At 61.1% G+C, this 21,551-nt stretch carries 21 protein-coding genes and 2 pseudogenes; 4 read left to right on the top strand and 19 right to left on the bottom strand.

The features are described from left to right. Both glf and ACZ2G3_RS21070 read right to left on the bottom strand, forming a co-directional pair. A complete protein-coding gene (gene glf / locus ACZ2G3_RS21075) occupies positions 1-1,146 on the bottom strand; it encodes a UDP-galactopyranose mutase (protein ID WP_470400373.1) in 1,146 nt (381 codons plus the stop codon). A gap of 244 nt (positions 1,147-1,390) precedes the next feature. Continuing rightward, positions 1,391-1,615, bottom strand: a pseudogene (locus ACZ2G3_RS21070) (transposase); the annotation flags it as partial. A gap of 419 nt (positions 1,616-2,034) precedes the next feature. Between ACZ2G3_RS21070 and ACZ2G3_RS21065 the strand changes: the two are divergent. Continuing rightward, positions 2,035-2,475 carry a type II toxin-antitoxin system HicB family antitoxin gene (locus tag ACZ2G3_RS21065; RefSeq protein ID WP_470400372.1) on the top strand — a complete coding sequence of 147 codons (441 nt, stop codon included), beginning with the start codon at positions 2,035-2,037 and terminating at the stop codon, positions 2,473-2,475. A gap of 3 nt (positions 2,476-2,478) precedes the next feature. Here ACZ2G3_RS21065 and ACZ2G3_RS21060 read toward each other — a convergent pair whose 3' ends face one another. The 3 genes and pseudogenes from ACZ2G3_RS21060 to ACZ2G3_RS21050 form a co-directional block, all read right to left on the bottom strand. Then, positions 2,479-2,667 carry a hypothetical protein gene (locus ACZ2G3_RS21060; RefSeq protein ID WP_470400370.1) on the bottom strand — a complete coding sequence of 63 codons (189 nt, stop codon included), beginning with the start codon at positions 2,665-2,667 and terminating at the stop codon, positions 2,479-2,481. Between the two features lie 105 nt (positions 2,668-2,772). Continuing rightward, positions 2,773-3,078 (bottom strand): annotated as a pseudogene (locus tag ACZ2G3_RS21055) (transposase); the annotation flags it as partial. Between the two features lie 1,104 nt (positions 3,079-4,182). Beyond that, on the bottom strand, positions 4,183-4,611 hold the full coding sequence (locus ACZ2G3_RS21050; RefSeq protein WP_470400368.1) for a hypothetical protein: 429 nt from the start codon (positions 4,609-4,611) through the stop codon (positions 4,183-4,185). 137 nt (positions 4,612-4,748) lie between these two features. On the opposite strand from ACZ2G3_RS21050, the gene ACZ2G3_RS21045 reads away from it, so the two are divergent. Both ACZ2G3_RS21045 and ACZ2G3_RS21040 read left to right on the top strand, forming a co-directional pair. Next, complete coding sequence (locus tag ACZ2G3_RS21045; protein ID WP_470400367.1) at positions 4,749-5,135, top strand: hypothetical protein; 387 nt, start codon at positions 4,749-4,751, stop codon at positions 5,133-5,135. A gap of 362 nt (positions 5,136-5,497) precedes the next feature. Next, a complete protein-coding gene (locus ACZ2G3_RS21040; protein WP_470400366.1) occupies positions 5,498-6,463 on the top strand; it encodes a sulfotransferase domain-containing protein in 966 nt (321 codons plus the stop codon). A 58-nt stretch (positions 6,464-6,521) separates the two neighbouring features. Here ACZ2G3_RS21040 and ACZ2G3_RS21035 read toward each other — a convergent pair whose 3' ends face one another. The 9 genes from ACZ2G3_RS21035 to ACZ2G3_RS20995 form a co-directional block, all read right to left on the bottom strand. Beyond that, complete coding sequence (locus ACZ2G3_RS21035; protein ID WP_470400364.1) at positions 6,522-6,659, bottom strand: integrase core domain-containing protein; 138 nt, start codon at positions 6,657-6,659, stop codon at positions 6,522-6,524. A 34-nt stretch (positions 6,660-6,693) separates the two neighbouring features. Next, positions 6,694-8,040 carry an IS5 family transposase gene (locus tag ACZ2G3_RS21030; RefSeq protein WP_470400362.1) on the bottom strand — a complete coding sequence of 449 codons (1,347 nt, stop codon included), beginning with the start codon at positions 8,038-8,040 and terminating at the stop codon, positions 6,694-6,696. 279 nt (positions 8,041-8,319) lie between these two features. Next, positions 8,320-9,215 (bottom strand): IS630 family transposase gene (locus tag ACZ2G3_RS21025; RefSeq protein WP_470400361.1). Its coding sequence is split into 2 segments (ribosomal slippage): positions 8,320-8,813 and positions 8,813-9,215, totalling 897 coding nucleotides; the frame shifts between segments, so codons are not numbered across the junction. Positions 9,216-9,601: 386 nt separating this feature from the next. Further along, positions 9,602-10,699 (bottom strand): hypothetical protein, encoded by a 1,098-nt coding sequence (locus ACZ2G3_RS21020; RefSeq protein WP_470400359.1) that lies wholly within the window; start codon positions 10,697-10,699, stop codon positions 9,602-9,604. A 137-nt stretch (positions 10,700-10,836) separates the two neighbouring features. Continuing rightward, on the bottom strand, positions 10,837-14,733 hold the full coding sequence (locus ACZ2G3_RS21015) for a glycosyltransferase (protein ID WP_470400357.1): 3,897 nt from the start codon (positions 14,731-14,733) through the stop codon (positions 10,837-10,839). Positions 14,734-14,775: 42 nt separating this feature from the next. Further along, positions 14,776-16,257 carry a sulfotransferase family protein gene (locus ACZ2G3_RS21010; RefSeq protein ID WP_470400355.1) on the bottom strand — a complete coding sequence of 494 codons (1,482 nt, stop codon included), beginning with the start codon at positions 16,255-16,257 and terminating at the stop codon, positions 14,776-14,778. Between the two features lie 217 nt (positions 16,258-16,474). Continuing rightward, positions 16,475-17,410 carry an NAD-dependent epimerase/dehydratase family protein gene (locus ACZ2G3_RS21005; RefSeq protein ID WP_470400354.1) on the bottom strand — a complete coding sequence of 312 codons (936 nt, stop codon included), beginning with the start codon at positions 17,408-17,410 and terminating at the stop codon, positions 16,475-16,477. A 444-nt stretch (positions 17,411-17,854) separates the two neighbouring features. Continuing rightward, positions 17,855-18,121: a metallophosphoesterase family protein gene (locus ACZ2G3_RS21000; protein ID WP_470400353.1), complete on the bottom strand. Its 267-nt coding sequence runs from the start codon at positions 18,119-18,121 to the stop codon at positions 17,855-17,857. Between the two features lie 88 nt (positions 18,122-18,209). After that, positions 18,210-18,686: a hypothetical protein gene (locus ACZ2G3_RS20995; RefSeq protein WP_470400351.1), complete on the bottom strand. Its 477-nt coding sequence runs from the start codon at positions 18,684-18,686 to the stop codon at positions 18,210-18,212. Positions 18,687-18,773: 87 nt separating this feature from the next. Here ACZ2G3_RS20995 and ACZ2G3_RS20990 point away from each other — a divergent pair, with 87 nt between their 5' ends. Beyond that, positions 18,774-18,914 (top strand): hypothetical protein, encoded by a 141-nt coding sequence (locus ACZ2G3_RS20990; protein ID WP_470400350.1) that lies wholly within the window; start codon positions 18,774-18,776, stop codon positions 18,912-18,914. Between the two features lie 119 nt (positions 18,915-19,033). Here the strand turns inward: ACZ2G3_RS20990 and ACZ2G3_RS20985 are convergent, their stop codons facing one another. The 5 genes from ACZ2G3_RS20985 to ACZ2G3_RS20965 all read right to left on the bottom strand — a co-directional run bounded on the left by ACZ2G3_RS20985 (position 19,034) and on the right by ACZ2G3_RS20965 (position 21,551). Continuing rightward, complete coding sequence (locus tag ACZ2G3_RS20985; protein WP_470400348.1) at positions 19,034-19,231, bottom strand: hypothetical protein; 198 nt, start codon at positions 19,229-19,231, stop codon at positions 19,034-19,036. Continuing rightward, positions 19,231-19,473, bottom strand: a complete 243-nt coding sequence (locus ACZ2G3_RS20980) for a hypothetical protein (RefSeq protein ID WP_470400347.1) — start codon at positions 19,471-19,473, stop codon at positions 19,231-19,233. The genes ACZ2G3_RS20985 and ACZ2G3_RS20980 overlap by 1 nt, the downstream gene beginning before the upstream one ends. 185 nt (positions 19,474-19,658) lie before the next feature. Beyond that, a complete protein-coding gene (locus tag ACZ2G3_RS20975) occupies positions 19,659-20,396 on the bottom strand; it encodes a hypothetical protein (protein ID WP_470400345.1) in 738 nt (245 codons plus the stop codon). A 216-nt stretch (positions 20,397-20,612) separates the two neighbouring features. Then, positions 20,613-21,053: a hypothetical protein gene (locus tag ACZ2G3_RS20970; RefSeq protein WP_470400344.1), complete on the bottom strand. Its 441-nt coding sequence runs from the start codon at positions 21,051-21,053 to the stop codon at positions 20,613-20,615. 129 nt (positions 21,054-21,182) lie between these two features. Beyond that, positions 21,183-21,551, bottom strand: coding sequence for a DUF3768 domain-containing protein (locus ACZ2G3_RS20965; RefSeq protein WP_470400343.1), 369 nt, complete (start codon positions 21,549-21,551; stop codon positions 21,183-21,185).

Here is a 21,551-nt window from a genome sequence, read left to right as displayed (position 1 = left end):
TTACGCGGGTGGGGCGACGAAGGCCGCCAAGGTTGACCCCGTCGCAACACCGTCCGTGAAGGCTTGGGCCGTCTCCAGTGCCTCGCGGATGGTCACGTCCATATCCAGATAGCGATAGGTCCCAAGCCGGCCTACGAAGGTCACGCCGGGTGTTGCGCGAGCCAGATCGACATACTGCTCCAGCAGCGCCTTTTCCTGAACCAGCCGGATCGGGTAATAGGGCGTGTCACCCGGCTCGGCCGCGCGCGAGAATTCGCGATAGCAGACCGTCCCCTCGTGACTCTCCCAAGGGCTGAAATGCTTGTGCTCGGTGATGCGGGTGTAGGGCACGTCGCGGTCGCCATAGTTCATCACTGCACAGCCCTGGTAATCGCCCCGGTCGCTGAAGCGCTCGAAATCCAGCGTGCGATACCCCAGCCGTCCCAGGCGATAGTCGAAATGCCCGTCCAGCGGCCCCGACCAGAAAATATGGTCGACGTCACGCGACATGTCGGGGTGATAGGGCGTCTCCAGGTCGACGGTGATGCGCGGGTGGTTCAGGATTGCCGCGACCATCGCGGTATAGCCATGGCGCGGCATCCCTTGGAAGCGGTGGAAGAAATAGTTGTCGTCATAGTTGAACCGCACCGGCAGCCGCTTGAGGATCGAGGCCGGCAACTCTGTCGGCGAACAGCCCCACTGCTTTTCGGTATAGCCCTTGAAGAACGCCTGATAGAGTTCAGGACCGACGAAGCGCAGGGCCTGCTCCTCGAAAGTCTGGGGGTCGGCGATGCTGGTGTCGGCCTTGTCCTCGATGAAGGCGCGGGCCTCGTCCGGGCGCAAGGTGGTGCCGAAGAACTGGTTGATCGTCAGCAGGTTGATCGGCAGCGAATAGACCCGGCCCTGCACGGTCGTCTTGACCCGGTTCTGGAAGGGCAGGAACTCGGCGAAGCGGTTGACATAGTCCCACACGCCCTCGTCGTCGGTGTGGAAGATATGCGGGCCATAGACATGCATCATGATGCCGGTATCGCCGTCCCGCGTCGTGTGACAGTTGCCCGCGATATGGGGGCGGCTGTCGATGATGTGGCAGTCGTGCCCCGCCTCGGCCAGTTCGCGGCCGATAACCGCGCCAGAAAGTCCCGCGCCTACCAGAAGTATCTTCATTGTCCGGATCCCGCTCTGCCCGTGCCAGGCGCCGTTATTGCTGAAGAGGCTATACAAATAGAATGCTGTCGCTCCAACCCACCATCTTGATCGGGCAGCGGGATCGCTGTTCGCGACATGATGACCTAGCAGGCCGCTGAAGAAGTCGCCGAGGCGGAACGGTTTTCTTTGGACGGGCCCGGCTGCATCAAGCTTCCGGCCTATCGGGGCGAAGGGTGTGCGCGGCTGATACCGCTTTTTGGCTTCATGCGGTCAGCAATCGGGGCAGCCGTGCAAGGTTGTTGGCCGCCATCGTCAGAACGAAGCGGGAGCGCACCCATTCGACGCCGCGATAAACAGTCTGAGCCATGTCGCCGACCGTCTTGGCCCACCCGAACGCCTCCTCGATCCGCTTCCGATGCTTGAGGGACAGGTCATAGCCCTTGTGCCGGGTGGTGCGCCCATCAATCGCTGAACAACGCGATTGTCTCTCGCGACATGCCCGCCTGTCCCGATTTTTGCAGGCGATGATAGTCATTTTCTCGATCCGGAGAAGCCCCGGAAGTTAAATCACCCCATCGGTTACAATGACTGCAGGAGCTTTTGTAGCGATATCACCCCATTGGTTACGATATATCACCCAAGCGGTTACGAAAAATCACCCGGTTTGTTTCCATAAATCACCCCATTGGTTATGGTCGCACTGATTGTGAGCATGCTTTCAGAGGCTTGGCGCTTATGAAGAAGAAGAAAGAGAAGAAAGAAGAAGCTGGGAAAGGGGGACGTTCATCGTGTCCCTCGAATGTGGATTCTGCCCCCTGCACAGCCAGAAGCATCTATGAACAGTAGGGGTCTGATAGCAGGGTCCATCCACCGCACCTCATAGACTTGAAGTCTTTAGACAGATAATTGCCCGCCACGCGTTACTTCACGGCTGTCGTTCACCAAGACGAAGACAACGCCTATGGCCTGACCTTTCCCGCTGCAGCGACCGAGGCGCTCGACCTCTGGTTTGAACATATGCCCGATGTCGAACCCGCTGCGCCGAAAGACATCCGCAAGCAGAACGACATTGCCGAAGAAGTGGCGATGGGTGATATGCTGATGCCCGTGCCCTACATCCCGGCCGACACAGCTGTGGAGCGGGTGAATATCACCCGGAACGCAGCCTTCTGCACGTCATCGACGAAGCAGCGAAAAAGCAGGGAGATGACCCGCTCATCCTCCGAAACGACAGCCGTTACCTACTGTCAGGCCTCTTCCTCAGGGGGTGACATTGCCAGGCTAGGCCTTGGTGGCACTCTCCGTGGCTCTCCGGCTGTACGACTCACGACCTTGCATTTCTTTTGAACGCTAGCCGATGACACGCGAGCCAAAGGCAATAAGCGCCACGGCGATCATCGATCCCCATGCCAGCCCGTCCAAGATTTGTTCGGCCGCTGGCGCGGGGACACGGCGCTTGCGCATAACCGAGACGATGGTCCGCGCAACAACGCCCACCAGAGCGATGATGGCAATGATGGCGGGATAGTCTGTATGCATCGGCGGCCCTCCTGGGCTGCTTTCTAGCCGAAAATGCGAGATCCGATGCCCACCTTGATGTGCTGAGGTAATCCTCCCCGTTTTAGCGGGGCGCAGCCGTAGAATTCACGCGGCCATTTTCAGCTTCATGGCAGGGGTAATCCCGCCGATGCCCATGTTGGGGCGTTCGTTGTTGTAAATCCACAGCCACTCGGTGGCGATCTCCTGCACCTCCTCGATGGTTTCAAAGATGTAGAGGTCCAGCCATTCGTGCCGGACCGTCCGGTTGTATCGCTCGACATAGGCGTTCTGCTGCGGCTTTCCGGGCTGGATGTAGGTCAGGGCAATCTTGCGTTTCTCGGCCCACTCAACCAGCTTTCCGCTGATATATTCCGGGCCATTATCAACCCTGATCGTCGTCGAACGCGCTCTCTCCCAGCACGAAGTTGCGCTGCCGCGACAGGCGGTCGCGAAGGGCGAGGTCGATCCGGGCGAGGAAGGATGTCGGCACGGGCGCGATCGGCGCCGATGCTTGGCCCGTTTTGCGGGGCAGGGCCAGCAGCGCCTGCGCTGCAGTGAAAGGGTTGGCATAGGGTGTGCACCGATCCTTCCGGAACTGCGATACCTGGAATCGGCAAGTCCCGACGCCCCCTCGAAGCAGACGACATGGCACCCGTATTGCAGGGCATCGAAGGCCGCATGTGGCAGCGGTCCGAGGCGCGAAGAAAGAAATATCGCATCAGCGGCCGCGAGCAGGTTGGAGTAAAGCGGCCCGTCGGGCAGGAGGAACAGGTTGCCTGCCGGGCTGTCGGTCCAAGGCTGGCGGAGCTGATAATCGAAATAGATCCCGTAGCCGATCTCTTGGTGGTTCAGCCCGTCACCAATCCAGACGAAGACGGTGTCCGGTGCCAGCCCCGCCGCGATCCCCGCAGCCTGTGCGAAGATCTCCGTGCCGTGCCGCATCCCGATGGGTACGGTGCCGCAGATCAACCTGGCCTCCCCGAGGTTGCGTCCTAGGGCTCGCGAGATCGTCTGGCGAGCCTCGACGCGTCTCGTCTCGGTGACGCTGCCCCAAGTCAGGGGATATGGCGGGATTACGGTACTGTCGGTCTCGGCGGCGAAGCCGATATCGGCAAAGCAACCGCGCCAGTTGTCGCGGACATGATCCGACGAGAAGACCAGAAGATCCGCGAAGGCCGTCAGGCACGAGCTCTGCCATGCCGGCGTGTCCTCGAGGTGATCGTCGACATAGGCTGCGAAGGGGATGTCCCGGGCCACGCAATGGGGGATGAACCAGGCGCTCTTGGCCCGGTACAGGATGGCCCGGTCGACCTGCCGGAAGGCCGCGTGCCTGGCATATGGCAGCTCGAGCAGCGGCTTCTTGGTGATCTGGACGGCGCAGCAATAGGGCAGGATCTGGTCCAGCATCCCGCCACCTTTAAGCGCGGCGACGGTGATGTTGCTTGCCCTCGGCCTGCCGCAGCATCTCGCGGATGACGAGGGATGCCGACGAATGCGCGAGGTCCGGCAGGCAAATCAGCACCGTCTCGCGTTCCGGGTGGAAGGGCCGGGCACCCTCATGGAGATCGTCGCGCAGATCCGCCAGCGACCGGTGGTGCCCTCGATCATGGCATAGCGCAGGTAATGCATCAGGGGATTCATTCCAGCCGCCACGATGTCGGGGTGCCACTCCAGATAGGCCTGCATCGAGAAATCGGCAATTCGATTATCGATCGGCGCGCCCAGCTGGATCAGCTCGAAGGCCAGATGCAGCGCATCGGGATCGCCCGCCTCGATTAGCGCTTTCAGCTCGGGGTGGGTGACGATCCGGGTCAGGCCCTTGTCGATATGCGGCGCCTGCTGGCGCAGGTGGCTGTAGAGGCTGCCCATGACCGGCTGCCGCGCGCTCCTCGGGATGCGCCCCCGGGTCCGCTCCAGTCCCGGCGATGCCCGAGGCGCCCGCATGGAGGGCGGGGTCGATGCGGAAGTCGGGCCGGATGGCCGTCCGGGCGGGGCCCGCAAGCTCGCGCCACAGCTGGTCGGTGCGGGTCATTCAACCTCCGGCAAGGGCGGCCGCGAGGAACGCGGACGTCGTCCGGCAGATGGCCTGCCAACTCCTCGGTCACGACGGGAAGAAGCGGATCTCCCGCCGCGGCGGCCGAGAGGCGAAAGGCGATCACGCGGCCATCTGGACGGGCATGCCAGAGGATGTCGCCGGCCTGGTCCGGCACCGTTTCGGAATGGCCGTTCAGGACATAGGAAAGTCCCTGGCCTGCAGCATCGTCGATGCGGCGCAGGAGCCTGACGCAATCGGCGAGGACGCGGAAGGCCGAAGGCTGCGGCGGCAGATAGCCGAGGCGCAAGACCCGGCCGCCAAGCTGGACCGCCTCATCGGGCAGCGTCGCTCCGATAGGTGCCGCAACGATGAGAAGCCGCGCCGCAGGAAGAGGCGTCGCCAGGACGCCTTCGGTGCTGTGAACGATCTTTAGCATCCAGCCTCCGTGTCGCGCTGCAAGACATCCGTCTCGCATTGGCGAGCCATGGGCGGACATTGTAAAGACCGCTCATCCAGCCGACCAGCCACGACAGATATGCGCCACGGTCATTCCTAGAAAACCCTGTCGCGCGGGCAACTGATTGGACGTGATCCAGACGGCTTCGACGGCGATCTTCCAGGTGACCAATTAACATATTAATCTTAATGGCTTGCATGGAAGGTGGTGCGCCTTCGGGGGGCGTGTTGACTGCCCACGGGGCCTGCATTCCCCGCCGTCCCGGTCCAGCTCTGTCGAGTTGCCGCAAAAACGGCTTTATGCGAAGAACTCCTCTGCAAACCGAAAGGACCTTGACCATGCCAATTGTTTATTTTCATTCTGGAGCGCCAAAGACGGGCACGTCTTATCTCCAAGTCCTTTTCGCGCGGCACAGCGAAGACATGGCGCGGCAGGGGGTCATATACCCTGAAAACATCTTTGTCCGTGGTGCCAGGGAAGGGAAGATCACTTCCGGGAATGGGGTCGAGCTGGCCAATTACATAAATCCGAATCTTCCCCACAATATTGAGGACAAATCCGCATTTCTAGGAAAGCTCGATCATCTCTTGAATAACTCGAATGGGAAAAACCTCCTGTTCTCTTCCGAGTTCATCGTGTTCCATGGCAATGACCAAACCGATGCCTTAATAGAATGTCTCCAGAGGAATGGATACGAGGCAAAGTCCATATACCTGGTCAGGGATCTGTCCAAGGCGGCATTTTCGACCTACTCCCAGCAAGTGAAAAGGGCTGGGGAAGCCAGAACATTCGAAGAGTTTCTGGAAACCTGGGATCCGCATTACATGCATCACATCAACCTAATGAATGAAGCATTTGGCCCCGAAAACGTCTTCATATACAACTATGAAGAGCATAAGCACAGGTTGGCGGCACTGCTTTTCGAAGATTTCATGAATATAAGGATTGACGCATCCGTCGATGAATCTATTAACAGGTCTCTGGATAAGAAAGAGCTGGAGCTTCTTCGAGTTTTCAATAGCTTTTCCGGAGAGAACAATGCGTTCTTAAGCACATTGATTAGCGACGCACTCATGAATGCCCCTTCCTCATCGACGGAAGGATTTTTGATATCCCAGAAGGAATTATCAATCATGAGTAAGAAGTTCGAAAGGGCTGTGGAGAGGATAAATGAACAGCTCCGGGGCAAGGCAATCATTGTCGGACAAGAGGTAGGAAAATCCGAAAGGAACTTGGGTCTGACAGATTTCGAGCGTTTCACCATGGCGGCGTTGGCGCAAATCTCGAAGGCCATACGGCGCTGACCATAAATGCTGATGTCCGGACCAAGTAATTGTATTGACCCAGCTTAATCTGTTCAGGTTAAGCTGCTAATCTGAATGCTTCGGCAGGTGTCCGCATGGCAAGCGCCTGATGCGGTCGGCGGGTGTTGTAGAACTGGATCCAATCGCCGATCGCGCGCGCCGCGTATTGGATGCTCTCGAAGCGGTGGCGATACACGCACTGCTTATTCAGTCGGCTCTGAACAATCGCCTCAGGCGGCCATTGCTTCGCAGTGGTGGGTCCTTCCGCCGTGGATAAGCGTTACGATCAGGTCGAGTAACAGCGCGCGAAGAACCCTGAGATGGGCAAGGATCTTGCGGATGTTGTGACCGCAGGCGCAGAAGACGGCAAAGACTGCGTCGCCGACGCGGTCCTTCAGCGGGCACCTGGCAAGGCAACCGTCTGTCTTCATGTGCCCGATCTCCGGCTCGATGGCGCTCCGTCGCTTTAGGAGCTTTGCCAGTAGCGGAGTGATGCCGCGTCTCGTGCCGCTGATCAGGACCCTGGTCGTCTCCACGCCATGGCCGCGATAGCCGCGGTCGACGACGGCCAGATCCGGCACCTGATCGGTCAGGATGGCGACCTGCTCCAGCGCAGGCGCCAGGGTGTGGCCGTCATAGGGGTTGCCGGGGAAGCTGCGGGCACCGACGACGAAGCCCCCGTCCAGGGTGGTGGCGAGGCTGACCTTGGCGCCGAACTCGTAGCGGACCCGTGCCTTGCCCTTGGAGATGCAGTCGACCTCGGGCTTGTGCAGTGAATAGATCTTGTTCTTGCTCTTCGGCGTCTGCTCGAGCAGACGGCCGACCAGCCAGAGCGCCTCAAGCACCCGTCCGCGCAAGGGGCCGTCTGGAATGTCCTGCAAGTGGCGCCGCAGATCCCGCCGCACCCGGCCAACATGGCCCTTGAGCTGGCGCAGGGCCTTGCGCATGCGCTTGAACTGCCGCGCGTGGGCATACTGCCCGACCTGGGCGGCCTGCCGCGGGGCAAGGCGGGCATGGCTTTGGCGCAGATCGACCCCGGCCTCTTTCGCCAGGCCCACCAGCCGTGCGCGCGCCCGCTCGTAAAGCCGCGCATCCGTGGGGTGGGCGGTGGCCTTCTCCATGACCGTTGTGTCGACTGCGACCCGCTTCAGGCTTTTGTCCGTTACCGCACCAGCTGCGCGGCCCGCCTCGATGGTGTTGGTCAGCAGCCATTCGACACCTTGCTCGCCGATCCGTTTGCGCCAGCGCGCCGGCGACGAGGGATCGATCAGCGGGCGGTGCTGAAAGAACGTCTCGCCGGTGACGTGCTGGTAGGAGGGGTTCTCGACCCACCGGGCGACGACCGCCTCGTCCGATAGCTTGAAGGCGTGCTGGAGATACATCAGCCCGGCGACGAGGCGCGGCGATGTCGCGGGCCGACCTTGATGCGACGGGAAGAAGGTCGCCCATTCCCGGTCGAAGAAGCCCCAATTGATCAGCTCCGCAAGCTTCACCAGCTCGTGGCGCGTGTCGATCATGTCGAGCAGTCGGGGGCGGAGCAGGTCATCCTGCTCAGAGGCGCGGGAATGGGGCTTCATCGGCGACCGGAAATTGCAGGGTTTCTGCACAAAGCCTACGAAACCCTGCAATCCGAAGCGAGCAGAACCGCAGCTTCAGCGCGCGGAATCAACGCGGTAGGATTTGTTCAGACCCGACTATTCAGTGTCCGGATCACGCGCTCGACCATACTGTTCTGTTGCGGACAATGCGGGATGATGAGCTCCTGCCGAAGGCCGTAGCTGCGGACCAGGATCGTGTAGTGGCGACTGGTAAAGAACGAGCCATCGCGGCGCCAGCGGTTTATAGCATTTTCGGGTTTAACCTGACACATAGCCTGCAGCGTGGAAGTAGTTCCAGCACTCCTGGGGCGAGAACATGCTGCAGATGTCGCCGAGGGCTTTGAACAGGTCATCGAAGGTTCGCGCGCCGATCTTGCGGAGATGCGCCTTCAGCTTTGAGAATGCCTGCTCGATGGGGTTCAGGTCTGGCGAATAAGGCGGCAGATACAGGAACCAGCACTTGGCATCACGGACGGCTTTGGCGGCCTCGGTGTTGCGGTGAGTGGCAAGGTTGTCGAGGATGACGACGGTGCCGGGCTTCAGCTTCGGGACCAGGACATCGCGCACATAAGTCGCGAAGGCGGAGCCGTCCATCGCGCCCCTTATGACCCAAGGGGCAATGAGACCTTCCGACGTGAGGCCTGCGATGAAGGTCTGCGTGCCCCAGCCACCGAAGGGTGCGTCCATCCGGAGCCGCTGCCCGCGCCGGGCTCGCCCCCGCAGCCGGGTCAGGTTTGTTTTCACGGAGGTTCGTCAATGAACACGAGCCGTTCAGGCTGCCGCCGCATGAAGGAAATGCGCCGTTCAAGCCAGTCACGGCGGGCTTCTTTTACTCGAACGCGATGCTGTTCGGAGGCCACCAGCGATTTTTTATAGCTGAAACCGAGCCGCTTGAGCAGCACTGCGATTGACAAGTGGTGAACCTTCACGCCCTCGGCCATGACCAGCGCATCGCGCAACTCGTAGAGGGCGATATCGGGGTCTTGGGTGACCAGTTCCTCAAGAAAGGCCTGATGAGGTACAAGCTTCCCGCGCCCGCGCGGCCGACCCTGCGGCGCAGGCGCTGCCGTCCCGTGCTGACGGATCGCTCGGGCCCATCGTGTTCCCGTCGCAGGCGAGAGCTTCAAGCGCGCCGCCGCAGCGCGACTACTCAAACTCTCTTCGAGACAAGCCTTGAACCGCGCACGATGCGGCCCAAGGTGCCGAAGCGGCTGATCAAGGCATGCTCCAGCGCGCTGGCGGCGGTTGTCGCCTTGAGGGTCGCGCGACAGGTGCCAGCCGAGCAATTTACGCGTGTGGCAGTCGATGACCAGGGCCAGCGAGATCCATCCGTCCCTGCCGACCTATATCCGGCAGAGGTCGGTAGACCAGCGCTCGTTCGGCGCAGTCGGGCAGTCGTGTCGGACGGCAGAGCCTGGATGCGGGGCGCATGCCGACAGAGCGCTTGCGGACCTGCCAGCTCTTTTCAGCCGGCTGTACGTGGGCGGCATCCGCCCTGGAACCGGCCTGCACGGTAACGACGGTTCGGACGATCTCCTCATCAATCCTGAAGGTTGTTTCGCCTTAGTTCCATCTCGATCATTCTTGCAACCATACCGCTTGCTGCCGCCAGATCGCGTCCAGATCCGGAAGCCTCGGCCGCGACCCGAGCCTCTGGAGAGCTCTCTGTTTCTGCCAGGTGATGGATATGATCCACAAGCAGTGGTGCGCTCACCAGTGCGATCTCCTTCAACTGCTCATTCGCGGAAAGCGAAGTCGCATCGCCGTCGACCTCGCTGTCGCCCAAGTCCAGTCCCACACGACTGGACAAACCAGACAAGGTGTCACGTACTCCAGCGTAATCCCTGATTCCAGCAGGACTCAGCAGGAATTTCGTCCTTCCGAATTTCGACAGCGTCCTGATGACCCTGTATCTTGCCTCGTTCACATGCGCACCATTTCCCGATGGGAAGGATCTGAAATAGGCGTTCACCTCCCAGAGGATGGACAGAAGCTCCAGTGATGGGCTCGTATTGGCAAGATTGGGCTGCACCTCATGCATGGAGATGCCAACGCGGCTACAGAAATCGACGACCACGTCCTTCATGGCCAGCTTCGAACGAATGTAGGGGAACAGGGAAACGGCCTCAGGCCCGAAAGCCTTGTCCAGCTCAGAGATCCCGCGGTAGTCTATCCTGAGCGGAATGACGGGAGTGCCGCCACCACAAATCGATTGGCTGAATTCGGCAGCGGCATACGACCTGGGCGGCCGCACATACATGAAGACATTGAAACTGCGTACCCACGGGTCCAGGAAATCCTTGAGTCGTTGCACTCCATTTCCCAGTCTCGCGGCCCCGATAGCCTCGCCTGAGATGATGACGTTTTCCGACCTGAGCACGTCCAGCTCGCTTTCCAGAAGCTGGCGCAATACGCTCCCGTGTTGTGTCGCCTTCTGTCTTTCCGCGTCATTCTTGGCATGCACGCCGCCATCAGCGAAGGCATAGAGGTAAGGAATCGAATGGTTCTTGTTTCCATTCCAGCGCAGATAGTGAAACTTTTCGTCCTGACAGTTCCAAAGCGCCTTCTGTATGGCGGTGGAGCCGGTCTTGTGCATTCCGGCATGGACAATGAACCGGTCTATCTTCTTGGGTTTCATTCTGGATCCAGCAGAGAGTATTTTATTGCCGAGGACATCCGTCGCGAAGCTGAAATCGGGTGACCGATTTCGACGGGAAAAGCCCTATGGCGGATCGCCACCGCCAGCCGGAGGCGGGCCAATGGGAGTCCGGCGGATCAAGCCCTGTGATCATAGAACTTCGCGTATCTGTCCAGCATCATTCCTATTTCGAACTCGGAGGCGAACCGCTGCCGGGCGCCTTGCCCCAGCTCGTCGCGCAATGCGGGATCGGTGAGGGCCAGGGCGTGGGACAGCAGCATGTCCTCGTCAATGCCATCGGCCGTCAAAGGGACCAAGAGACCGGCAGGCCTTTCCCCGCCGGTCAACATCCAGGAAATTTCCCCGATGTCTGAGGCAATCACCGGCACTCCCTGCGCCATCATGTCGATCAGCACCAAGGGCAGGGATTCCCCGCGGAAATAGCTGGGAAGCAATCCGATATCTAACAGGCCTAGATAGGCTTGCAGGTTGTTCACCTGGCCCAGCTGGCAGACATGGGGGGGGACCTCCTTGCGGATCCTGTCGGCGGCCGGTCCCTCGCCGATCAGCAGCAGATCGGCGGGGTAGCCGGCCGCATTCAGCTTCTGGACTAGGCGCACGGCCTGGTGCCAGCCCTTGCTGTCGATCGCCCTCGTGGCGAGGCCCAGAACCAGAGCTTCGGGGCGCAGGCCCAGGGCGGCGCGACTGAGCACCGGGATGTCCGTGATGCGCGGCATTCCGTTCGTGATCTGAACGAGCCGTTCCGGACGGGGCAGGATGTCGAACACCTGCAGGTTCTTCGACGCCGTGTAGACCCAGCTGGCGCGGGCCGTCATGCGCTCCATGCGCTCGGCGAAACCGGGATCCGTCTCAGGGTCGTCTAGGATGGTCTCGTGGCAGCCGTGCATGGTGATGATCCAGGGCATGTCCGGGGGCAGGCCGTGGCGCTGCTCGTCCACCCATCGATCCGCCCACCAGATGCTGGAATGCACGGCATCGATGTCGAAGCGGGCGACCAGCGTCGCCAGATCCGCCTGCGGATCCTGCGCCTCGATCAATGTCACCTCGGGCGAGATTCGTGCCAGCATGGCGGGATGCGATGGTTGGTTTCCGACATTCACCAAGACCGCGCGCCCGCCACGCCGCACCCATTCGTTCGCGATTGAGAGGGCAAAGACCTGCCCACCGCCCGGTCCCAGGTCGGGGGCCACGATCAGCAACGAGGGCATCAGCTTGCGGGGTGGATTCGGTTGCCGCAGGCTTTGGGGATCGGATACGCCGAAGCGAGCGATGTCCTGCGCTAGGAACTGGGCGATCCGGGCCCGGGTTTCGCTGTTCTGGCGATAGGTCCGGCCCAAATAGTCGCGCACGGTCGCGAGTTCGTCGAAATAGTCTATGGACCCTTCGAGCCTGTGCGTCACGGTGCTGCCGTGCCGGCGATGGTCGTTCATCAGTGCCGCAGAAAATCCGACCAGGCCGCCGCGCATGGCCCGGCAATAGAAATACCAGTCGCCGCACAGGCGCATCCGCGTCAACTCAGACACGAAGTCGGGCTCGGGGGAGAATTTCCGCAACAGCACGGCACTGGCATTGGGAATCGAGTTGGCGATCCCCAGGCCGGCATTCGCCTCCTCATGGTCGGTTGCGACATAGTCGTGATCCCACCGGCCCGGCGCAATTCGGTTGAGGTACAGCGGACGATAGTCGCCAATGGACACTCCCTCAGAGGTGACCGGGCGAGATGCGCAGGACGCGATGCGCAGGTTGGGGTCGTCAAAGAAGGGCAACATCGTGTGCAGGAAGTCGGGCGTGCAGCGATCGTCGGCTTCCGCCAGCCAGACCAGGTCGGATCGGGCTAAATCCATGCCCCTCATCCATTGAACGAAGGGCGATCCGGAATTGGTCTTATTCGCGATCACTCGGGTGCCGGGCCGCCGGTTGGCGAAATCATGCAGCAAAGCAAGAGAATCGTCGGATGAAGCATCATCCAGCAGGATGACCTCGAAATCTTGGAAGACTTGGGCCGAGATAGAGGCCAACCGTTCCGGCAGATAGGCGGCGTAATTGTAGTTCGGGACTACCACACTGACCTCGGGGGGCAGCTCCATGGCCTCGCGCAGGTGGTGGAGCAGGACCGGGCCCACGACATCCATAGTATGGGATCGCTTCACCTGGGCCTGCCCCCGGGCCCCGTCCGCGCGCCGCCGTTCGGGATCGGCGATGTAGAGGGCAACGGCCTCGGCCATGGCCTCGGCATTCATGTGGGGGACGGAAAGACCGCTGCCCTGGGCGACGAACCCCTCGATGCCGCCGGCGTCCCTGAAGCAGACGATCGGCATGGCCGCCTGAGCGGCATAAAGGGCGACCAGCGGGAAGGGATCCTCCTGCGAACTGAGAAGAAAGACATCCGCAGCCGCCAGCTTGCCCGCGACATCGGGCTCGTAGCCAGTAAAGCGGACGCGATCCTCCAAGCCCCGGCTCGCGACCATCTGCCGGCAGAGATCCAGATCCGGCCCCCCGCCCAGCCACACGAATTCGGCATCAATGCCCTTCGCGCGCAGGAGCGCGGCCGTCTCAATGAACTTGTCGGGCGCCTTGCGCCAATGCAGCAGGCCGCAGCCCATGACGACAGCACGGTCCGGCGCAAGGTCCAGGGCGGCCCGGGCTTCGGCCCGGCGCTGCGCGGGATCGGCAACCGGGGGAAGGGCCTCGATGAAGCTGACGGCCGAGGACAGGTTCTCAAGAGGATATCCGTAATCCGTGCCAAGCGCGCGGGTGACATCGGGACCTCCGCCGATGACGCGGCGGGCGCGCTGGCGGATTAGGGCGACCTCATCGGGGAACATGTCGAGCAGTTGGGGAAGCTCGTGGATGAAGGCCACGGTGGGCAGGTCCTCCGGCGCATGGCGCAAGAAGCCGCCGCTGGCGACCGAGTTCACGAAGGCGCCGCACACATCCTCGCCCATCCAGTCCTTCAGGACCTGCGTGCGCATCTCCTTGGGGTGGTCGGACAGGACCAAAAGTGGGGCGACCTCACCGAAGGCCTGGCGCAGGTTGCCGCCATGGATGGCGACGATCCGCACGCCGAAACGGGTTCTGTCGCGCATCCAGGCGGCGAACTGGCGCAGCACATGGGGGGCGCCACCGACCTCGGTTTCATGCGTGACGAAAAGGATCGTACCGCGCCGGTCTCCAAGGCTGCCGGGACGGCGGCCCGCCAGTTCTTCGACCATGCTCTGATACAGAGGCGCATGCGTACCGGGCGGTCCGGGACGGACGGGCTCCGTCGTCGATGGAGCAAGGCCCTCGCGCCAGCCATCGCTTAGATAATGCGCCAAGGGCTCCTGCTCGGGTGCGACCTTCTCGAGATGGGTGCGCCTGTACCAGCCCGCGTCGAACCGGGGATGCGGCATCCGGCCTTCGCGCCAGCCATGCTGGATATAATGCAGCCATGGGTTCTGCCCGTTTTCGGCGATGTCGCAATAATGATCCAGATACCACGCTGTGTCGAACAGCGGATGCGGCCTGCGTCTTTCGCGCCAGCCATGGCTCAGGAAATGGCTCAGGGGTTCGATGCCTGCTCTGGCGATGTCGGGATAGGTCGAAAGATACCAGGCCGTATCGAACAGGGGGTGAAGGGTGCGGCCCTCGCGCCAGCCATGGTCAAGATAATGGGCAAGAGGGTCCATATCGGCCGCCACAAGATCGAGATTGTGCAGCAGGTACCATGCGGGGTCGAACAGCGGATGGGGCGCATGAAGCTGTCGCCATCCATTCGTCAGATAATGGCTGAGGGGTTCGTGACCGGACTGCGCAATTTCGGGGTGACGGTCCAGGTACCAGTCCGGATCGATCAGCGCATGCGGCATCCGCCGCTCGGCCCGGCCGTGTTCTAGATAGTGTTCCTCGGGACGGCCCTCGTAGCTGCGGACATCGGGATACCTGTCCAGATACCAGCCCGGATCGAAGAACTTGCGGAAGGCGTTCATATCCGCCTCTGACAGGCCCTGCAGGGCTTTCTCGGTGCTGGTCATTGGGATGTCTCGGTCTCCAGGGTCGTCGGGCCGGGCGGCAGTTCAGCCGCGGGTACGGTGCAGGGCAGTGACGATCCTGCGCATCGGGGCGGTTACCCGCCAGGAGTTGCTGGCCATGAGGTCGTCCACGCGGTGCCGGGCGGCATCGCGTTCGGCGCGCAGGGCCGCAATCTCCGCATGGGCCTGGCCGAGGGCTGCGTCTGCAGCCGCGCGGTTGGCGCGCAGGGCCTGGGCCAGGCTGTTCTGCATCTCCGACATGCTGCGGAGCTTTTCTGCCCGCAGATCGCGTAGATGCTCCTCTCCGGCGGCCGCGGCAGCATCCGAGCGCGCCCGGGTCCGCGACAGCTCCTCTCTCAGGGCGGCGATGATGCCGTCGCGCTGGCTGAGGAGGGCCTCGGCCGCGGACCTTGCGGCGGCCTGGTTTGCGGCCTGCTCCTCGGCCCGGGCGGCGGAGACGCGGGCGGCTTCCAGCTCGGCGTGCAATGCCTGAAACCGCGCGCTGCCCTCGGCTTCTTGATGCTCGAGCCGTTTGACCTGGTCGGACAGCTGTTTGATATCGACCTGCACGACGTCAAGTTTGCCCAGCATCGCGTTCTCATTCATCATTCGTGCCTTCAGTTTGAGATCGTTCTGGCGGCTTTCCTCGACCAGGGCCGCAAATTCCGGCGTCGCCCTGTCGAAGTCGCGTCGGATCTCGTCAAGACCGTCCCAGTCCTGCGGGTCTTCACCCCTTTCGGCCCAGGCCTGCATGATTTCAAAGCTGCGCAGAACCCATGAGGTCAGTTTCTCACCTTGCTCGGGCACCGGGTCCTGGACGGCCATGTGGTTGAGGTCGCGATCCAGAAAGGCCTCGACCTCCCTGGCGGCCTCGGGGGGCACGGGGCCGATGCCCAGATCCAGCGCGGTATCGGCTCGGTCGAGCACTTGCGACCAGTCGGCCATCAGCTGCTGATAGGAGGTGAAGAACCGCGTCTTGCCCCGCGTGGCCAGTTCCGCATCCAGTTGATACCGCAGCCACAGGATCATGCCGTAGTTCTGGCTGTAACCGGCCCAGAAGTGCAGCGACCGAGCGACCTCCAGGGGATGGCGGTGGATATGCAGATACTTGGGCGCCATGCCGGCCTCGTGCAGGCAGGGCTCCCAGAAGGGGACCAGACGGCAGATCCGGGGATCCTTCAGGACGGCGCGGCGGGCCGTGGGATAGACCGCGGCCAGCTGGTCGGCGGCCATCTTGCGGAACGGATCAGCCTGCGGGCCATCGAACCAGCCCGCATCCAGCCGCTGCCAGTTGAACCATGCCGACCCGGCCGCCTGCATCAGGTCGTCGTTCATCTTGCTGATGCCTTCGGATTCGTAAAAACCCTTGGCGTTCATGGGACGGGCATCCATCAGATCCAGCGGCGCATCACAGCCCGCCCGCGCCAAGACGCCGGCCAGGGCCGAGGTTCCCGAACGGTGCATGCCCATGACCAGAACCGCCTGGCGGGAGGTCGGCAAGGTCCGATTCGTGGCGCTGTCGCTCATGAGGGTTGTCCCAATTCGTTCTGAGCACATAAACGGGGTAACGCCCTCATGCCAACCCGCCCCGCACCGTGGTGTGATCTTCATTCCGGGGGCGACGGATCGGCCCGCCTGTCCGCTCCGCCGGGAATCAGGGCGTAGACGGGTCCGGATGTCCGGGGAAACGGCGCATGGGCCAGCGTTCGGCAGGCCGGCGTGGCCGAAGGGGGCGCCGCCGTGATCAGGCGGCCGTCGAAACCTGCTTGTGATGGCGGATCCAGTTCCAGCTGTCGCGCAACCCTTCCTCAAGCGGGATGACGGGAGACCAGCCGGTCGCTTGGCGGATGCGGGTGATGTCCAGGATGATCCGGGGCACGTCAAAGCCACGGCCGGGCTTGTAGATGGGTTGCAGATCCTGTCCGGTGACCTTGGCCGTCAGGCTCACGATCTGATTGACCGAGGTGCCTTGCCCCGAACCGGCGTTGAAGAAGCCGCAGATCGGGGCCTCGACCGTCAGGGCCGCCAGCTCGGCCAGATCCTGCACGTGGATGAAGTCGCGCACGATGCTGCCGTCGCCCCAAACCTCGATCGGCTCGCCCTGGGAGATTTTCCACAGATAGGTGCCGATGATCCCCTGAAGCCCGGCCTGGCTCTGGCGGGGGCCATAGGGGTTGGATGCGCGCAGGGCTATGTATTCCAACCCGTGCAGGTGCTGTTCCATGTGCAGGTAACGCTCGATGGCAAGCTTGACGATGCCATAGCTGCTGATCGGGTTCTGAGGGTGGTTCTCGGTGACTATATCGACTTGGGGGATGCCGTAGACCGTCCCCCCCGAGGACAGGAATACTAGCCGCTTGATGGCCCTGTCCCGCATCATCCGCAACAACCGGACCGTGCTGATCAGGTTGGTCTCGACATCGTAGATCGGGTTCAGGTTGGCTGTCGAGGGAACGGTTGTGCTGGCCGTGTGCACGACCGCGTCCACGTCCTGCAGCGCGGTTTCGAGACTGGCCTCGTCGCAGAAGCTTCCCATGAGGTATTCGACGCCGGGCAGCGGCAGGCGATACAGTTCCGGTCTCATGTCCAGCACCCGGACAAGGTAGCCGCGCGCCAGCAGCTTGTCGACAATATGCGAGCCGATGAAGCCACAGCCACCGATGACGAGAATCCTATTCATAGCGTAGTTAGCTCCTTTGCGAATGCGCGGATCGAGATGCTGGCACAACCGGGAGGATCGTCTCCCGTGCAGGATGAATCAGGATTTCCTTTACCCCAGATCGGCTGACCTGCAAAGGCGGCCGGGCCCGTTGGCAAAAAGGGTGGTTTTGTCCGGTTTTGGATGATCCGACAGGCAGGGTGCGGGGCCTGATCCGACTCATGACATATTGTGACTTTTGTCACGAGTTGTCGCCGCGTCGGCAACCGGGGTCTCACAGCCCTTCTACGCGCGGGTGCAGCTTCAAGGGCGGCAGCATTAAAGCCTGCAGTTCAGCCTCCGCGACCGTAACCGGCCGGAAATCCCACAGGTCAACACCGACATTGACCTGCTCGCGCGCGCCACGCCAGTTGGTGTGGACGTGACCGAACAGGTGAATGGCCCCGTCACGGACCCGGTTCCAAGTCACGAGCGGATAGTGCAGAGCACGAAGCTGCGGCCCTCTGCTTCGATCTCGACCAGGTCATGCACCGACGCCCAGGGCAGCTGCTGTTTGATCCATTCACTGTCGTAGTTGCCGCAGACCAAGTGCTTTCGCCCAGGCAGCTGGCCAAACATTGCGGCAGCATGCACTCGCTCTGCCTTCGTGTCGCAGCAGGCAAAGTCACCAATGATCCAGAAGTCATCATTGGCACCAATCGATCGGGTGCTAGCCAGGATTGCTGCATCCATCTCTCTCTCGTGGACACAAAGGGGCGCGAGAAGAAGCATCGGACGGAGTCGTCCCCAAGGTGAGTATCGGCGGTGAAGTAGTGAGCCATCACAGACCTTTCACAAGCGTCTGCTTGGCCTCCTTCAGCCAATCTTCTGTCTCTCCTCGCTTCATCTGCTGACTTATCCGAGCGTAGCCTCCAGCTTGATAGATAAATCCTACTAGAAGTTCTGCTGGCACGTCGTGCATGCGAGCGTACAAGAGTTCCGTCGCAAACTTCGAGCGGTCTCCGCGCGTGAGGCAACCATCGTCGCCAAACACCAGAAGAAAGCCCCAAAAGAATGGGTTTTCCTCAATGGGCGGGGCCTTTGGCACTTCGCCTCGTTCTTTCTGAACAAGGCGTTTAAGGGTTGAATATTGATTTTTGCTGAGCGCAGGGGCTTGGACGAGTTCGTAAACTGCTCGTTTCAGATAGCTGTGGGCTGCGGCGTACGGAGGAGAAGTAGCCCGACTCCTATGCCGACGATCCCACTCATCGAACATCCTTGTCGCTTGATCGAGGATATTTTTACTGCTCTGTTTCATGATTCTTCCCAAAGAAGTCTAAGGTGACATGCGCACTGAAGGAGAACAGCAGACTGATTCTTCTGCAAGCATCATAGGCGACAAGGCTTGTTCCGCTACGATGCTTTGCAAAGCATCGTAGTAACCCGTTCAAGTGACGGAAATGCTGCTTTCGAAAGTAGCAAGAAAGTTGCCTCTGAAGGTGGCAAGAATGATGCGTTCGAAAGCGTCGTCGGGCGTTCCCGCTGAACGATTACGATTCCCCGGAGAGAATCAAAAAAGATGCTTTATCGGGGTCGGTATCGAGTGCGTTCGCTGTTCAGGAAGGCGGGGACTTGATGCGTCTACAGCAATCGGCTTGAATTTTTTCAAGTCATCGCGAAGCGCGCGCCACGCGCGGCAAACGCGACTTCTTCAGCACGGGTGTCCTGCGTCAGGTCCCCGCCCATCGCCTGTCCCTTGCTCAGGGGGGCATCGACGGCGGCCCGCACAGCCGCGCGATCGTTCACGATCAGGTCCAGCAGAAACGCATCGGGATGGATCTCCCGCAGGCCGAGCGAGGTCATCATCCGCTGCGGGAAGGCGCGCAGGTGGCGGTGACAATCAGCGTTGCGCGACCGTCCAGCGCGGCCTCGACCACATGGCGCTCGGCAGGGTCGGGGTAATCGAGGTCGATGGCCGCCTGCCCGTCGTCCGGTGCCTCGGCATTCAGAAAGCGCGTCTTCAGCAGCGCGATCTCGGCACCGGCAATCTCGTCTTGGTCGGGTCCGAGCCGCGCGGCGCCATCGGCAGGATGCGCGCGGACCACAGCGGCTGGAAGAGACCACGCGCCGCAAGATCGGCCAGGATCGTCGGATAGAGGACGTTGGCATAGACCAAGCGTTGCAGACGCGGCTACTCGGTTGGAGAGCCGAGGTCACCACAGCCCACCAACCCAGGTACCATTAACATGCGGGTATATAGCCAGGGTATTCAGCTACATACTGGCTTATGCTAGCACCAGTATTCCCTCCCGATCTGAGCCTTGCGTTGGTCTGATCGATAGCCTGACAACCAGTCAGCTAGCTCGTTCTCTTCCGAGATGGAAAGCCGGGTTTTCTGAGTGGTTGTGCCGTTACGAAGCTGGGCTGTCTCGCGGCTCACGAATGTCGGCTTGGACATATAGTCGAGCCAGCCTTTCAGATCGTGGATCTTGTCCACGACAAGGGCGTAGCCGCGGGACTCCTTCTGGTTCTCTCGGAAGGACTTCGCCAGCTTTTTCTTCTCCTTCTCGGCGAGGCCGACGACAACACCGTGGAAGTGGATCTGCCAGTGATCCTTCACCTTCGCGCCACAGTTGAGGCTGATATCCATCCAGAGGAAAACCTTGGCCTTTGGCGCATGTTTCCGAATGGCGCGAAGCACCTGCCTTCTTATTCCCACGAGATCTGCCTCGGACAGTTTTCCACGCGGCATACGACCTGAACTCGGTATGATGGTAATGGCCTGCATACAGCTGCCGGCTGCTACCGCCTCTGCCTGCCTACGCAGAGCCATGGGGAGGAACTCTTCAATAAACTTTTCCTGGCTGCTGACCCGGCAACAATTGCACGACAGTAATCGGCAGGGGCTCCGGGGTGTGCAAAGCTTTTTGGGCTTCCATCCCTTCTGGCCTTGTTCACGCCTCTTCCTAAGGAGGCGGTCACGTTTGATTGCACGGTTGAACGCTTTCGATGCTGACTTTGAGGTCATCAGAGCTTTCCTTGTAAAGCGCAGAACTCTTGCCCTGCCCCAAGCCTTTACAAGTTCGCTCTCCGCTTTCTTCGGTTCGCCAAAGTTACTGATCAGGGTTGATCAGGACTCTTCTGTGAGTGGCAAGATCTAGGGCAGCAGGCTGGACTGTGCAGCTACCTCTGAGAATTATGCCGCAGGCAATTCTGGTGTTCATCCTCTGATGGAGACAGTCCTTCATAGCGTGCCGGGGACAACAATTAGCACGCCTCCGGCACTCACCTGGTGCCGACGCTTTGACTTCGAGATCCCTAGGCTGTCGCGCGCAATCCACTGCAACATGCTGCTGTCAAACAGCCTGTAGCGATCTGCCGTGGCACCGACAATGACGCTGTAGTGATCATAGGCTTTCTCGAATGCAATGATGACAGGCGCGCCACGATGAAGGGCATTGTCGATTGTGTTCAGCAGCGCTGCACGCTTCCATGGCCTTGGCGCCGGGCGCTTGATGCTGACGTTACCCCCTGACACCTGGTTGGCCCTTGCCGCTAGGTGCACAGCCAGCCGGTGCAGCATCGCAGGAGACATGCCATCGCCACCGTATCGGTGCAGTTCGGACCGGCGGTTCAGATAGGTAAGGCCCGTGACGAACAACCCCTGCGCCTCTCGTCTGGTCATGCCTCGGCCAGGAGCGCGGATCACATGCAGGGCGTTCACGATAGCGTAAAGCCCGCAGAGGCTGTCCAAGTCGCCTTGTTGGTAAGGGGCGCAATGCCGCGCCCCTTCGAGGTGAACCGAACACATTGGTCAGTATTCGCTCGCCAGCATGACGGTCAGGACGCGTGTGGTGACGGCAGGATCGGTTGGATCGGGAGAACCGTAGGTGAAGCCTCGGTCATAGTAGTCGATCTTCCAGAAGACCGTCTCACCCGCAACTGACAGGCTGCCAAAGTCATGCTCCCCATGCGGGTCATTATCGGGGGTGAAGGCGTCATAGGTGATGAGGCCGTGCAGAAGCAGCTTCAAAGCCGCCGGGTCGAACTGCTGGATCCCTGACGTGAGAACCAAGCGCCCGCCGAACAGGCTGCGTCGAAAAGCATCGTTCAAGGCGCGTATGCGCTTCGTTCGAGAAGTTGCGGTATTTCGGGCAGAGTCGTGCCGTTCGCTGTGAGCCAT

This window comes from Paracoccus sp. KKT209 (genome assembly GCF_055635455.1).
Note: the sequence above shows the minus strand (reverse complement) of the source record. Positions and strands in the feature narration are given on the sequence as shown.